This window comes from Lysinibacillus sphaericus (genome assembly GCF_006864135.1).
Taxonomy (GTDB): domain Bacteria; phylum Bacillota; class Bacilli; order Bacillales_A; family Planococcaceae; genus Lysinibacillus.
Genome location: NZ_SADV01000021.1, coordinates 37,346 through 50,290, shown reverse-complemented (window position 1 = coordinate 50,290; position 12,945 = coordinate 37,346). Strand labels below are relative to the sequence as shown.

17 protein-coding genes are annotated in these 12,945 nt (G+C 38.1%); 13 read left to right on the top strand and 4 right to left on the bottom strand.

Annotation, left to right across the window (positions count from 1 at the left end; translation table 11 throughout):
- The first annotated feature begins 90 nt into the window (after nucleotides 1-90).
- Nucleotides 91-375 carry a hypothetical protein gene (locus C7Y47_RS19075; RefSeq protein ID WP_142510200.1) on the top strand — a complete coding sequence of 95 codons (285 nt, stop codon included), beginning with the start codon at nucleotides 91-93 and terminating at the stop codon, nucleotides 373-375.
- A gap of 504 nt (nucleotides 376-879) precedes the next feature.
- On the opposite strand, the gene C7Y47_RS19070 is transcribed toward C7Y47_RS19075, so the two are convergent.
- Nucleotides 880-1,185, bottom strand: a complete 306-nt coding sequence (locus C7Y47_RS19070) for a DUF3784 domain-containing protein (protein ID WP_142510199.1) — start codon at nucleotides 1,183-1,185, stop codon at nucleotides 880-882.
- A 515-nt stretch (nucleotides 1,186-1,700) separates the two neighbouring features.
- Nucleotides 1,701-2,204: an NUDIX hydrolase gene (locus tag C7Y47_RS19065; RefSeq protein ID WP_142510198.1), complete on the bottom strand. Its 504-nt coding sequence runs from the start codon at nucleotides 2,202-2,204 to the stop codon at nucleotides 1,701-1,703.
- 291 nt (nucleotides 2,205-2,495) lie between these two features.
- Here C7Y47_RS19065 and C7Y47_RS19060 point away from each other — a divergent pair, with 291 nt between their 5' ends.
- A complete protein-coding gene (locus C7Y47_RS19060; RefSeq protein ID WP_255505262.1) occupies nucleotides 2,496-2,840 on the top strand; it encodes a hypothetical protein in 345 nt (114 codons plus the stop codon).
- A 454-nt stretch (nucleotides 2,841-3,294) separates the two neighbouring features.
- Here the strand turns inward: C7Y47_RS19060 and C7Y47_RS25815 are convergent, their stop codons facing one another.
- Nucleotides 3,295-3,444 (bottom strand): hypothetical protein, encoded by a 150-nt coding sequence (locus C7Y47_RS25815; protein WP_255505261.1) that lies wholly within the window; start codon nucleotides 3,442-3,444, stop codon nucleotides 3,295-3,297.
- 29 nt (nucleotides 3,445-3,473) lie between these two features.
- Complete coding sequence (locus C7Y47_RS25810; RefSeq protein WP_255505260.1) at nucleotides 3,474-3,638, bottom strand: hotdog fold thioesterase; 165 nt, start codon at nucleotides 3,636-3,638, stop codon at nucleotides 3,474-3,476.
- Between the two features lie 537 nt (nucleotides 3,639-4,175).
- Between C7Y47_RS25810 and C7Y47_RS19050 the strand changes: the two genes are divergently transcribed.
- From C7Y47_RS19050 to C7Y47_RS19000, 11 genes are all read left to right on the top strand, one after another.
- Nucleotides 4,176-5,507 (top strand): phenylacetate--CoA ligase family protein, encoded by a 1,332-nt coding sequence (locus C7Y47_RS19050; RefSeq protein WP_142510197.1) that lies wholly within the window; start codon nucleotides 4,176-4,178, stop codon nucleotides 5,505-5,507.
- Nucleotides 5,504-6,520 carry an NAD(P)/FAD-dependent oxidoreductase gene (locus C7Y47_RS19045; RefSeq protein ID WP_142510196.1) on the top strand — a complete coding sequence of 339 codons (1,017 nt, stop codon included), beginning with the start codon at nucleotides 5,504-5,506 and terminating at the stop codon, nucleotides 6,518-6,520. Before C7Y47_RS19050 ends, C7Y47_RS19045 begins: the two co-directional genes overlap by 4 nt.
- A 28-nt stretch (nucleotides 6,521-6,548) precedes the next feature.
- Entirely contained in the window at nucleotides 6,549-6,788 is a 240-nt protein-coding gene (locus C7Y47_RS19040) for a ferredoxin (protein WP_142510195.1), read from the top strand.
- A 72-nt stretch (nucleotides 6,789-6,860) separates the two neighbouring features.
- Nucleotides 6,861-7,814, top strand: coding sequence for a 1,2-phenylacetyl-CoA epoxidase subunit PaaA (gene paaA, locus C7Y47_RS19035; protein ID WP_142510194.1), 954 nt, complete (start codon nucleotides 6,861-6,863; stop codon nucleotides 7,812-7,814).
- Between the two features lie 19 nt (nucleotides 7,815-7,833).
- On the top strand, nucleotides 7,834-8,190 hold the full coding sequence (gene paaB / locus C7Y47_RS19030) for a 1,2-phenylacetyl-CoA epoxidase subunit PaaB (protein ID WP_436970122.1): 357 nt from the start codon (nucleotides 7,834-7,836) through the stop codon (nucleotides 8,188-8,190).
- Nucleotides 8,183-8,983, top strand: coding sequence for a 1,2-phenylacetyl-CoA epoxidase subunit PaaC (gene paaC / locus C7Y47_RS19025; protein ID WP_142510192.1), 801 nt, complete (start codon nucleotides 8,183-8,185; stop codon nucleotides 8,981-8,983). The genes paaB and paaC overlap by 8 nt, the downstream gene beginning before the upstream one ends.
- A 29-nt stretch (nucleotides 8,984-9,012) precedes the next feature.
- Nucleotides 9,013-9,510 (top strand): 1,2-phenylacetyl-CoA epoxidase subunit PaaD, encoded by a 498-nt coding sequence (gene paaD, locus C7Y47_RS19020; RefSeq protein WP_142510191.1) that lies wholly within the window; start codon nucleotides 9,013-9,015, stop codon nucleotides 9,508-9,510.
- 20 nt (nucleotides 9,511-9,530) lie between these two features.
- Nucleotides 9,531-9,833, top strand: a complete 303-nt coding sequence (locus C7Y47_RS19015) for an EthD family reductase (protein WP_132358341.1) — start codon at nucleotides 9,531-9,533, stop codon at nucleotides 9,831-9,833.
- The gene (locus C7Y47_RS19010; RefSeq protein WP_142510190.1) at nucleotides 9,833-10,609 is read left to right on the top strand and encodes an enoyl-CoA hydratase/isomerase family protein; all 777 of its coding nucleotides are present in this window, start codon (nucleotides 9,833-9,835) and stop codon (nucleotides 10,607-10,609) included. Before C7Y47_RS19015 ends, C7Y47_RS19010 begins: the two co-directional genes overlap by 1 nt.
- Before the next feature lie 2 nt (nucleotides 10,610-10,611).
- Entirely contained in the window at nucleotides 10,612-11,385 is a 774-nt protein-coding gene (locus C7Y47_RS19005) for an enoyl-CoA hydratase-related protein (RefSeq protein WP_142510189.1), read from the top strand.
- 16 nt (nucleotides 11,386-11,401) lie between these two features.
- Complete coding sequence (locus C7Y47_RS19000) at nucleotides 11,402-12,910, top strand: aldehyde dehydrogenase family protein (RefSeq protein ID WP_436970120.1); 1,509 nt, start codon at nucleotides 11,402-11,404, stop codon at nucleotides 12,908-12,910.
- Nucleotides 12,911-12,945 lie beyond the last annotated feature (35 nt).

The window sequence follows — 12,945 nt, the reverse complement described above, 5'->3', positions numbered from 1 at the left end:
TGTAAGCAACATTTTTATAGAATAATAAATTTGAAACTATTACAAATGTCAATCGTATAAATAAGGAAGGCTCTAGGAGGTGATTGTACTATGTCGTTTATTGGATGGGCTATTCTAATTTTTTCGATTGTCTGCTATTTACCTTTCTTTATCTGGCTTTCTGGTAGATATCTAAATAATGGTGATCAATCAAAAAGGAAAAATAATTATTGGTTATTGTTGATGTTAACTGGATTATTAAATTCTTTGAATACTTTCTTGTTTAAGATTCAAGATACATATTTTTTAGCAGTAACAGTCATTTTCATTTTATTATTTAGCCTTTACATGTTTTCCACTGTTCGTAGAGATAAAAGAAAAGAATCGTTTAGATAAAGTGGTGGAATAACTAACGAAATGGTTTAGAATGCTACAATGTGTCTAAACATGTTCCCTTGAATATGGGCCTTGTCTAAATATTCAAGGGAATATTTTTATAATTTCTATATGTTTTAAAGTGGATCATCACCAAAACGTGTGGTTGATTTCCGTTCCGACTGGGCTTTCCTAGGGGCGTCCGATGAGCCGCTTTTGGTGTTGCTGTCGCTACGCTTTCGCACAGTCAAAACATTTGTAGCTGACGCTTCGCTTTCGCTACAGAAAACATTTGGTGCTGCCGCTACGTTAACACTACGCTTTCGCACAGAAAACATCCGCTGCGCTGCAGGGTCTCGGGCCAACACGATGTTGGTCACGAAGGCGTTATCACAGGATGTGATGCTTTTAGCCTTCGTTCCTCTATTGCTGATCCCCGAGGAGTCGCCCAGTCGGAACGAAGGTCAACTATTTACATAGTAGACGTTTTAACAAAAGTCATCCACAACTTTTGGTAATGAACCTTTATAGTGGTTTATTAATTATTTGTTTCCAGACCAAAGTGGCTACTGCTCCTAGACATATACAAACGGCATATATAATAGCACTAATGAGACCCCAAAATTCTAGTCCAAAAGGTAATAGTAAAGTAGTGATACCTACTATGTATGAGAAAACACCAAATAGCTTAGCTAGTTTATCTTTATCACCAATAAAACAATCTTCTTGGTAACCTGCAATAAGCCACAGTTTCTTTTTAATATGGATCAGATAACCCATAAAAATAATAATTAAAGCAAGAACAAAACAAGTAATATATCCAGCAATCATTTTTCGTCACCTCACTTATGTTAGTTCTAATAAATATACGAATATAGTAAGAAAAAGGTTTTCCAAATTATTACTTAAAAAGCCACGGAGTTTTTGTTCGAACTTATGTCGGGAAGTACATTGAAGAAAATTCTAACATATAAAATCTAAGATAACTCATCGGATCATACTTATATATTTATCAGTATAGTTATGAAAAAAATTAGGGAATTCACATAACAATAAACGATAAATAAATAAGGGCCACTCGAACCAAAGTGACCCTAAACCACAAACTAGGAGGTGCAAAGCTAAGTTAGCTTTACACTACTATTAATATGACTTAGTAGCTATGTTTGTATAGTGAAATGCCTGAGAATAAAATTAAAAAAATATTAATCTATAGGTGAAGTTTCAAAATTTTGTATCAATCACTTTTTCTACATGATTTAGAGGCTAAATAAGTAATTAGTATAGCTGGTAAAATAAAGTACTTTTAGAAGTTTCCTATGTATGAAACTATAGTCAAATGCACCTCATAAATAGGAAGGTTTATTCCTTAACGCTGCTTGTAATGTTAAGTGTATTAACTCATGGTCATTAATTGAATAAGGTATTTCTTCCGGCTCAACCCAAATACGCGAAATTGTTTCATGTTCTCGAAGGAATGGTAGGCATTCTTGAATTTCCATGCTATAAAACATTTGATATCCGATTAAAGGGTACTTACTATTAGCATTGAATAAGGGGTTCTCTTCGTGCCTGACTTCAATTGCTCCCAAATAGTTGATCGACCCCTTAACATAACCTTCTTCAAATGCCTCTCTATGAAATGCTTCTTCAGGTGTTTCTCCTTTTTCAATATGTCCTCCGGGAAAGTTAAATTCTCTCCCGTCTACATGAACTAACAAAACATTCCCTTGATAAAAACAAACTCCATGTACACTTGTTACTTTGCTAAAATCGTCAATTCTATGATGTTGAAACCATGTCAGTTTTAGATGATGCCCGCTCCAGTTCACATAAATTTGGTTGTTCATATGGTACCTCCCTTATTACGTATTAATATAATCAATATATTTCCATTTTAGTTAATTAAAAGATTGGTGTATATTAATTTTTAACTTTGTTTGGACGCAATAGTGGCATAATTCATTAAAAACAATTATTGAAGCGGAATCTAAGCGTTAATGAATTTAGCTTGTAAAACTAAACAAAAATACAAAAAGCGTCACATTTAACTAGGTGTGGCTTTTTCTTATGCATTTACTAGCTATGAATAGAAGAGATGGGGGCAATCTTAATGCCATCTAATTAGGGTGCAGCCATAATTGTCATCAACTTTACGCAATGAAAGAGGTGGTTCTATGCAAATAACAGATGGTACATGGATATTTGATTCGGAAACGATCGATGAAGCGGCAAAAAAATTACAACGAGATGAGCAGGAGAGGGAGATGTTAAATGCTTTTGCTCGGTATGCTTACCTTCGTTACAAGCAGATTAGAGATTGTGTAAACCCTCGAAAATGTAAATACATGAGAATTGATCAAGTGCGTGAACAATTAAAATCACCAGCCAAAGTACAAAAAGTTAGTAGTTTATTCAATATTTCAGAAGAAGAAGTGCATTACATTGTAGATTTTGTGAAAAAGTATTTGAAGTATGTTAAATAAAACAAAGTCTCCCGGTCAAAAATTTCAACCGGGAGATATTTATTTTACATAGACTATCAGTTCATCATCTAAGCGCCAGAGTAAAATTCCTTATGTAGTTCATTAACTCGGCGAATTTTTCTGCTGGATCGGTGATAAGTTTCACCTGTAAATAATTCTAGAAAATTATTGCGTGCTTTGCTAAATATCTATCTTTTGACCAAACAATATTCGCTTTTGAATTTATCGAGACTGTTTTTTTGGAAAATGGGTTACCTCAAAACCTTCGCTTACAGCACAAGAGTTGCTAAATAATCCAAAAATCCAAGAAGTATACTTCAGTAGACCACAGACGACGCAAAAAAGATAAATGCAAGTATAAGATAGCTTTATGATCCCTTCTTGTTGTTACAAGTGAGGGATTTTTAAAAAGATGTGAGCAACCTATTTAACGCAGGTTACTCACATCTTCCTCTTATTCGATGAAATTTTCATTTTTACGATAAACCATCGCCTCCATTGTTGCGCATAATTCATCGTTGCTCCAAACATGGATCTGATACCAAGCTAAACGGCGTGTTTTTTTAACCTCTTCTGCGATAGCTGTTAGTTGGTGATCTGCCAAACCTGCGCTCATGTAATGTATCGTATTCGTTACACGACAGCTGTTTTGCCGTAAGAATTACTTGCGGCCGCAAACGCGTAGTCGGCTAATGAAAAAATAATACCTCCATGTACAGTTCCGTGTGTATTGAGCATATGAGGTGTTGGGGAAAGTGTCACTTTTGCAAAGCCTGCTTTTAATTCTACTAATTCCATCCCTAAATAATTTGCAAATGGTTCCTTTGATAAAGCCTCGAAAATATAATCATATTATTTCTCATGTTGTTGAGCCTCTGTTAATGTCAAAGTGAATCCCCTTTGTTTATCAAAAAAATAATTCTACCATTTGTGTATATGTAGAATAGACGAAAATCATTCATACAAATTAACAACGTTTGAAATTAAAGTGAAATATAAAATCAATTTACCACCTAGTATTGGGAAAGTAAACGGTATTAACGTAGTTTTATAGAATTATTTTCCGTTTACGATTTATTGGTGTGTTTATTTAATTATGCCTTATTAATAGTAGGTTTAAAGGGGATATTTGCAAATAGCTTTTTGTGTTTGTGGACAAACAGTATTTAAGCTAAAACATTCTAAAACGACTAATTAAGCAACTTTAATCAGAAATAATAAAATATATTGACAATTCAGACAAATAAGTTTATCTTAATATTAGTTACTAAACTAGTACTGCCGTAATTAATTTGTTATATAAGAGGAAATGTAATAGCTAAAGGGGGTTAGGGAATGTATCATCCAGAAATAGAAATAGCTTCAAGGGGAGAAATGGCAAAGATTCAGTTGGAGCGCTTAAAAGCAACAGTAGAAAAAGTGTATAACAATACACCTTTCTATAAGGAACTGTTTGATCAACTTGGTGTTAAACCAGCTGATATTCAAAGCTTAGCAGATATTCGCAAATTGCCATTTACTAAAAAAGTAAATTTACGTGAGCAATATCCATTTAAACTTTTTGCAGTACCGATGGATGATGTAGTTCGCATTCATGGTTCTTCAGGAACTAGTGGAAAACCAACAATTGTTGGTTATACAAAAAATGATATCGATATGTGGTCGGGACTTTTAGCTCGCGCTATTGTTACCGCAGGGGGACGCAAATCAGATATCTTTCATAATGCTTATGGCTATGGTCTATTTACTGGAGGGATGGGTTTACACTACGGAGCCGAAACTTTAGGCGCAGCAGTTGTACCGGTCTCAGGTGGGAATACTGATCGCCAAATTACATTAATTGATGATTTTAAACCAAGAGGCATCGCAGGGACACCTTCTTATATTCTAACGATCGCTGAAAAGATGGAGGAAATGGGAATCGATCCAGCGACGAACGGGATTGAATATGGGATTTTTGGTGCAGAGCCTTGGTCAGAGGAAATGCGCCGTGCCATAGAAGATAAATTAGCAATTCGCGCAATGGATATTTATGGTTTAAGTGAAGTGCTAGGTCCCGGTGTATCAATCGAGTGCTATGAAGCGCAAGATGGTTTACATATAGCTGAAGATCATTTCTTCGTAGAAGTGATTGATCCAGATACATTAGAATCTGTAGCTGATGGAGAAGATGGAGAACTGGTTATTACTAGTTTAACGAAGGAAGCGCTTCCAATTATTCGTTATCGTACGGGTGATATTACTTCGATTACACGTGAAAAATGTAAATGTGGACGTACAACAATGCGGATGGCACGTGTTAAGGGACGTACAGATGACATGTTAATTATTCGTGGAGTCAATGTTTTTCCATCTGAAATCGAGCGTGAGTTATTGCAAATAGAAGGGTTGGCACCACACTATCAAATCCATTTATTAAAAAAAGGAAATATGGATGCGATCGAACTACATGTTGAGTTAACACCAAAATTATATGAAAAAGTAGGAAGTGACCTCAGTCATCCGCTTATACAATTACTGACAAAGGAGATTAAGCACGATTTAAAAAATGCCTGCTTAATTTCCGTTAGTCTAGTCATTGAAAATAGTGGTGCAATTCCACGCTCTGAAGGAAAGGCAATTCGTGTCATTGATAGAAGAATGGAACAGAAGGAGGTTCTTCAATGATTGATACTGAGCAAATAAAAGATGTGACCATTATAGGTGGAGGGCCTGTTGGTATGTTTGCTGCCTTCTATGGTGGTATGCGAGGCATGAGCGTCAAAATTCTCGAAAGTCTTCCTCAGTTGGGCGGTCAGTTAGCTGCACTTTATCCCGAGAAATATATTTATGATATAGCGGGTTTTCCAAAAATTCGCGCACAAGATCTTATCAATAATTTAAAAGAACAAATGAAGACTTTCCCGGTGGATGTTTGTATGAATGAATCTGTACAAACTATCGAAAAAGATGAAAACGGTATTTTTAAAATTGTTACTACGAAAAGCGCGCATTATTCTCGCACAATATTGATCACTGCTGGAAACGGTGCGTTTAACGTTCGGAAGCTTGAATTAGATAGGGACGACAAGTTTGCACAATGTAATTTACATTACTTCATTAATGATCTTAATGCTTTTAAAGATCGCAACGTGATGGTGTTTGGTGGTGGCGATTCAGCAGTCGACTGGGCGATGATGCTAGAACCAATTGCTAAAAAGGTTTCTATTGTCCATAGACGGGATAAGTTTCGTGCGCATGAACATAGTGTAAAAAATTTATTGCAATCTACTGTCGAGGTCATTACACCTTTTGTACCCGAAGAACTCGTAGGGGAAGAGCGCATCACGCATGTCAAATTAAAGCATGCGAAAGACGAAACGATCCAACCAATCTATGGTGTCGATGATATTATCGTGAACTTTGGTTTTGTTTCGTCGTTAGGGGCCATTAAAGACTGGGGCTTGGAAATTAGGAAAAATGCCATCGTCGTTAATTCCCGTATGGAAACTAACATTCCAGGTATTTATGCGGCAGGTGATATTTGCACATATGATGGGAAAGTTAAGCTAATTGTGAGTGGGTTTGGAGAGGCACCTACTGCTATTAGTAACGCAAAAGTATATATTGATCCAACATCTAAAGTGCAACCGTTGCATAGTACGAGTCTAATGGAAGAAAAAAAGAAACAACTTACCTAATGCTGTAGGTTGTGAAAGGAAAGAGTGTATGGCGAAATTCACTAGAGTAGATCAAGATACATGTATTGCTTGTGGCGCATGTGGCGCATCGGCTCCGGATATTTTTGATTATAATGACGACGGAATCGCCTTTGTTATTTTAGATAATAACAAAGGAAGCAAAGAAGTGCCGCTAGATTTATATGATGATTTAGAGGATGCAATGGAAGGTTGTCCAACAGAATCAATTAAAGTAGCAAACGATAATAAAGTCTTGTTGGAAGTGTGATTTTTTTTACCCCCTAACATAACATTATAGTGACGGTTATCGAAAAATAGTTATATAAGGAGGTTTTTTACTATGAGTGTCGTTACACAAGTATCGGAACAACAATTACAAGAGCAATTTGAGGAGCGGATTGCTGCAGGTGAAAAGATTGAAGTAGTTGATTGGATGCCGGAAGAGTATCGTTTGGCACTAATCAAATTAATTTCGATGCATGGTATTAGTGAAATTATGGGTGCTCTTCCTGAGAAAGAATGGGTTCCAAAAGCTCCGACATTATACCGAAAGCTAGGGATTATGGCAAAGGTTCAAGATGAGATGGGACATGGTCAATTATTATTACGCGTAGCAGAAGATTTGCTAAAACCATATGGTAAAGATCGCGGCGATATAATGATTGATTTATTCGAAGGGCGTCTTAAGTTCCATAATGTATTCCATATGGAAACAAAATCATGGGCAGATGCGGGTTTAATTGGCTGGCTTGTAGATGGTTCTGCCATTATCTCACAAACAAACATGTTAGGTTCTTCGTATGGTCCATATGCACGTGCTTTACAACGTATTTGTGCAGAAGAAGTATTCCATGCACAACACGGTGAAGCCATTATTATGGCGTTGGCAGAAGGTACACCTGAACAGCGTGCACTTGTGCAAGATGCGTTAAATCGCTGGTGGGAATCACTATTATTTTTCTTTGGTCCAGCTTCAAAAGATACAACAGGTTCTAGTAAACAAGATTTAACGATAAAATATAAGATTCGTGTCTTAACGAATGAAGAATTACGTCAAAGCTTCTTAACAAAATACGTTCCTCGTATTCAATCAATAGGTTTGACTGTGCCAGACCCAACTTTGCACTTTGATAAAGCGCAAAATAAATGGATTTACCAAGAGCCAAACTGGGAATATTTCAAAAAAATCCAACGCAACGAAGGTCCATGTTCTCAAAAACGCTTAGCACTTCGTCGTTCATCCTATGAAAATAACGCTTGGGTACGGGAAGCATTAACGGCTCTAGTAAATTAACGCTATAGAGAGGGGGATCATCGTGGAAAAACAAACTTTCTATCAAGAATTCGAAGTATTTAGTAAACGAACACCAACATCACATTTCCAGCATCAATTTAGTCTTTTAGCACCGAACGGAGAAATTGCGTTAGTTATGGCACAGGAAAACTTTATGCGGCGTGAGCCTGTGGTAGACATTTGGGTTGTCAATCGTAAACATTTACACGGCTTAACTCAAGACAATAAACAAGCGCTGCAACGACTAGATAATAAAGATTACCGTACAACAAAAGGCTACGGCTATTTAAAGAAAAAATGGCGTCACTATGAACAAGTCATGCTGGACGAAAAAGAAATTCTATCTTGGGGTGGGGGAGGGAAGAAAGATGACTAACGAAGTAACGCCTGAATATAAAAAGGCAGTCCTTACAGTACTTTATCAATTAGCGGATGATGATTACTTATTTTCGTATCGTGGCTCTGAGTGGCTTGGGTTGGCGCCGCATATTGAGGAAGATGTAGCGTTCTCATCCATCACACAAGATACAATGGGACACGCTAAATTATATTACACGCTTTTAGCAGAGCTTGGCGAAGGCGCTGCAGATTCATTAGCGCAGCTTCGACCAAAAGAGGAGCGGTTTAATAGTCTTCTTGTAGAACGCCCGAACGGAGAAGGTTACTACAAAGATGCACCGAATTATGATTGGGGATACACTGTAGCACGTAATTTTGTCTATACAACGGCGAAAAAAGCGAAGATTGATGCACTCAAAGCGAGCAGCTATACACCAATCAGAGAAGTGGCTGTGAAAATTAGTACGGAACTTTATTATCACCAGATGCACTGGACAACGTGGTTTACGCAATTATGTACAGCGACAGAAGAATCACGTTCACGTATGATGAAAGCATTACAAGAGGTAATAAAAGATACTGGGGATTTATTGTCATTGGGCAGCACAGCCGCGCATATAACAGCATGTGAATTGATCGAATCAGAAGCGGTCATAAAAGAACGTTGGTTGGCCATTGTAACGCCCACTTTTGAAGCTGTAGAAATCGCAATACCTGTATTACCAGAACCGATTATCAATGGTCGCAACGGACAACATACAAATGATTTAACTTCGGCTATTGAAACAATGTCAGAGGTGTATCGATCTGATTTGGCGGCAAGCTGGTAACGATCTATGCAAAGAAAAGGAGGATCCCGATGACAACTACGGGTCTGCACGAAGCGCACATCTATGAAGTACTCGATGCAGTGAAGGACCCTGAAATTGATACGGTCAGTATTATTGACCTTGGCATGATTGAGCGTGTGCAAGTGAATGATGGTCATATCCGTATTGAAGTGCTACCAACATTTTCAGGATGTCCTGCATTGACAATTATTCAACAAAATATAAAAAAAGCAGTCGAACAATTAGAAGGCGTTCGGGAAGTGAGTGTCGTGTTTATTAATCATCCTGCCTGGACTTCTGATCGTGTAACAGAGAAGGGACGAGAAGGACTAAAGAAATTTGGTATTGCGCCACCACCTCGTTTTTTAAAAGAAGACGGCTCTTGGCATGTAGATTGCCCGTATTGTGGCTCTACCTATGTCACGCTTGAAAATATTTTTGGCCCAACAGCTTGTCGCAGTATTTTATATTGCAAAAGCTGTAAAAATCCATTTGAAGCAATGAAAATAATTTCTACTTCCATGTAGACAAAGGAGCGTATTTTAAGATGGCAAAATTAATCGCGTTATATAAACACCCTGTTGATAAAGTGGCATTTGATGAGCATTACGAAAAAGTTCATACACCGATTACTGCGAAAATACCAGGTTTACGTGAAATGAAAGTAACAAAATTTAATTCAACGCCGATGGGTACGGAAACACCCTATTACTTAATGTGTGAAATGACATATGATAGCGCAGAAGATTTAAAAAATGGACTACGGTCACCAGAAGGGAAAGCATCTGGCAAAGATTTAATGAGCTTTGCGAGTGATATCGTCACATTAATCATCGGTGAAGATGCATAATGACAGCATTCGAATTTATTGAAGTAACGATTGACAGTGGGATAGGGTTTATTAACTTAAACCGCCCTCGCCAATATAATTCATTAAATCGTGCGATGGTACGAGAAATTGTGCAGGCGATGGAATTGTTCGATCGTGACGAAGGCGTACAGGTCATCGTTTTAGCAGGAAATGGGAAAGCTTTTTCATCCGGTGCAGATATTGATGAAATGGCGGCAGACAACACAGTTCGTTTAGAGCTATTAAATCAATTTGCTGATTGGGATCGCTTAGGACAAATTAAAAAGCCTATTATTGGTAGTGTTAAAGGATTCGTTTTTGGAGGTGGCTTTGAATTAGCCCTTTGTTGTGATGTATTAATCGCCGCAGAGGGCACAGAATTTAGCTTCCCTGAAATAAACCTTGGTGTTATGCCTGGTGCGGGCGGTACACAGCGCTTAACAAAATTAGTAGGGCGAACGAAAGCATTAGAATGGATTTGGAGCGCGGCAAGGATTACTGCTGATGAAGCGCTCGCATATGGCATCATCAATAAGGTTGTACAACCAGAGATGTTAATAGAAGAAACACTTAAAACAGCGACGATGCTCGTACAAAAACCTGCCCTCGCTTTACGTCTCATTAAAGAAGCTGTCAACAAAGCTGTGGATTACTCGCTCTACGAAGGGATGCAGTTTGAACGGAAAAATTTCTATTTATTATTCTCTTCAGAAGATCAAAAAGAAGGCATGCAAGCATTTGTTGAAAAACGTCAACCGAACTTTAAGGGGAGATAATTATGTTTGAAACTATACAATACGAACTGAAAGAATCTGTAGCCTATATTTCATTAAATCGTCCCGACACATTAAATGCATTTACTGCACAGATGAATCATGAAATTCGTACTGCCGTCAAACAAGCATCATTAGATGATGAAGTACGTTGTATTGTACTTCGTGGTGAAGGACGTGCATTTTGTTCAGGTCAAGATCTTTCAGCTATTGGTGAAGATTTGAAGCTTGGTGATATATTAACAGATTACTATGGTCCGATGGTTAAACAGTTACATAGCTGTGAAAAACCAATTATCGCAGCTGTGAATGGTGCAGCTGCAGGTGCTGGCTTTAGTTTAGCGCTTGCTGCCGACTTTCGAGTAATGTCGGAAAAATCTTTCTTTATGAATGCCTTTATCCATGTAGGGCTAATTCCTGATTCTGGTAATTTATACTACTTAAAACGATTAGTTGGCGATGCTAAAGCTCTTGAAATTTCTGTACTTGGTCAACGTATAAAAGCAGAGGAAGCCAAACAATTAGGTTTAACAACTGCTGTCTATAGCAATGAAACATTTGAAGATGACGTTCATTCATTCGCGCAACAGATTGTCCAGTTACCGACAAAAGCAATCGGCCTTATTAAACGTAATATCAAGGCAGCAGAACACTTAAAGTTCGAAGACTTCCTTGTTTACGAAGCACAAAGCCAAAGTATTGCCGGAGCGACAGATGATCATCAAGAAGGTATGAAAGCATTTGTAGAAAAAAGACAGCCTCAATTTAATGGACAATAAAAAGGAGTGAATGATAATGACACAACAAGTACAAGAGAAAGTATTAGTGAAACGCGATTTTTATCATTTAATTATTAACGGTGAAAAGGTAGAGAGCAGTAATGGTGAGACATTCCAAACGATTAATCCTGCGACAGGTGAAGTTGTAGCGACTGTTGCAAAAGCTTCACAGGAAGACGCAGAGCGCGCAGTGCAAGCGGCTCGCCAAGCGTTTGATTTCGGAAAGTGGAAGCAATATCCTGTGAATCGTCGCGCACAGGTGCTCCATAAGATTGCTGCTATTATGCGCTCTCGCTTTAATGAAATCGTAGAGCTTGAGATGCTAGATACAGGGAAATCCCTTGGCACTGCGCAGGGCCAAGTAAACCAAGCGATAGAAGATTTCGAATTTTACGCAGGCGCGATTGTTGGCCATCGTGGAGCCGTAAATAATATGCCAGGTCAATTTCATAATTATACTGAAAAAGAGCCTGTCGGAGTATGTGCACAAATTGTTCCTTGGAATTACCCACTCATGATGGCTGCTTGGAAAATTGCCCCAGCTATTGCTGTTGGTTGTTCCGTTATTGTTAAACCAGCTTCTTTAACACCTTTAACAGCGATCGTGTTAGGCGAAATTTGCCTAGAAGCAGGTGTACCAGCAGGGGTTGTGAATATCATTCCTGGTTCAGGTAAAGATGTAGGCAATTACTTAGTGGAGCATCAACAAGTCGATAAAGTGGCCTTCACAGGTTCCACACCAGTCGGAAAAGGAATTATGGAAAAAGCTTCACAAACATTAAAACGCGTTACATTAGAGCTAGGCGGGAAATCACCAAATCTAGTGTTTGAAGATGCTGATATTGATGCTGCGGTAGATGGTTCACTGTATGGCATTTTTTATAACTCAGGGCAATCTTGCGAGGCACGATCACGCTTATACGTGCACAAAGACATTTATGATGAGTTTTTAGAGAAATTTGTTGCTAAAACAAAAGCAATTAAACTAGGTGATCCGTTCGATAAAGGTACTCACATGGGGGCAATTATCGACCAAGAGCAATTAAATACAATCGATGGCTATGTGAAATCTGCCATTGAAGAGGGTGCAACCATTTTAACGGGTGGCAAAGTGGCGACTGTAGAGGGCTTTGAAAAAGGCTGCTGGTATGAACCAACTATTATTACAGACGTAACTCAATCCATGAAAGTAGTGTGTGAAGAAATATTTGGTCCAGTAGTTGTTGTCATGCCATTTAGCGATGAAAAAGAAGCGATTCGACTAGCGAATGATTCAGAGTTTGGTTTAGGATCAGCAGTTTGGTCTAAAGATGGGGCACGTGCCACTCGTGTTGCGAATCAAATCCAAGCAGGAATCGTAATGGTCAATTGCCCATTCTCCGCAATGCCAGGTACCCCATTTGGCGGGTATAAACAATCTGGTTTCGGACGTGAGCTATGTATCGAAACATTAGATTTATATACAGAGACGAAAAGTATCATTTCATATTATGGTAGCCGCCCACTAAATCCACTAGGCGTCTAACCACCACAAAAACCATATGCGATGAGATATCTTCA